The sequence below is a fragment of the Nostoc sp. MG11 genome (assembly GCF_014904695.1).
GTDB lineage: Bacteria > Cyanobacteriota > Cyanobacteriia > Cyanobacteriales > Nostocaceae > Komarekiella.
Genome location: NZ_JACXXN010000195.1, coordinates 1 through 890, shown reverse-complemented (window position 1 = coordinate 890; position 890 = coordinate 1). Strand labels below are relative to the sequence as shown.

Here is an 890-nt window from a genome sequence, read left to right as displayed (position 1 = left end):
CCTGGAACGCTGTCTATCTCCCTAGCAATTAAATCTTGGTATCTACTTTGTGCTTGTTGAGGCGATAATTTACCGTTTTTAAAATCTTTTTGCAGTGCCTCTATCTTGCCTTCAAGTGTTTGATTCTTGGCATGGGCCACTATTGCCCCAAGTCCCGCAGCAATCAATAAATCAATCAACTGATCACCCCTCCGTTGTCAATATGGTGATTAATCACGCCAAATACTGCCTCTTTCATCGAATTGGTTGGATGCATTAAGTTTTTATCAAGGCTGTATCCCCAACGAGAATCAATCAAGCCTACAGTGCCTAATTCATCCCCATTTGAATCAGTCAAATCAATTGCTAAATAACCACGCTTATCTCCAATCGAGGCGCTAGCAGCATCAATTCCCATCACAGACGAGAAATCGGACACTTGGTCGTAGGCATATAAGTTGAATTGGTTGCTATCTTCGCCTAGACCGTCTCTAATTGCGTCGAACCCGTTATTTCGTGCCATAATTTCATCAAAGCTAAAACTTGTTTATTTCCAAAGCGATCGCCACTAAAACAAAGTTGGTTGCTCGCTTTTTTATTTCACTTAACCGCAACACTGTTGCAGTTGAATACATACTAAAAAACCCACTCTTGGTGGGCAATAGTTCAACTTGTACTTTGTCCAGTTCTTCTCTGTAATAATTAAAATAACTGGACAAAGTACAGTTTTTTGGTTACTCCAGTTCCTAATTTCTAATTGATCAAAACGCTTGAGAAAATACTTTCACATAGCGCCGCCTAATTTCTGGATTCTCGTTTAACCAGTAGTGCAACCTGTTAAGTTCGTTTAGTGTGCGTTTAGTGACTCGTCTTGTTTGATTACTCCATCTATCTACTGTGCAAGTCTTCAC

Annotated in this window: 2 protein-coding genes; both read right to left on the bottom strand. The window is 40.1% G+C overall.

Annotated elements, in window-relative coordinates:
• Positions 1–175 precede the first annotated feature (175 nt).
• Positions 176–502 (bottom strand): hypothetical protein, encoded by a 327-nt coding sequence (locus tag HCR01_RS38040; protein ID WP_193201030.1) that lies wholly within the window; start codon positions 500–502, stop codon positions 176–178.
• Between the two features lie 13 nt (positions 503–515).
• Positions 516–698 carry a hypothetical protein gene (locus HCR01_RS38035; RefSeq protein WP_193201029.1) on the bottom strand — a complete coding sequence of 61 codons (183 nt, stop codon included), beginning with the start codon at positions 696–698 and terminating at the stop codon, positions 516–518.
• Positions 699–890: the final 192 nt, after the last annotated feature.

Bases quoted from the DNA above. Each gene is read 5' to 3' on its own strand.
- HCR01_RS38040 (WP_193201030.1), bottom strand. From the start codon at position 502: ATGGCACGAAATAACGGGTTCGACGCAATTAGAGACGGTCTAGGCGAA.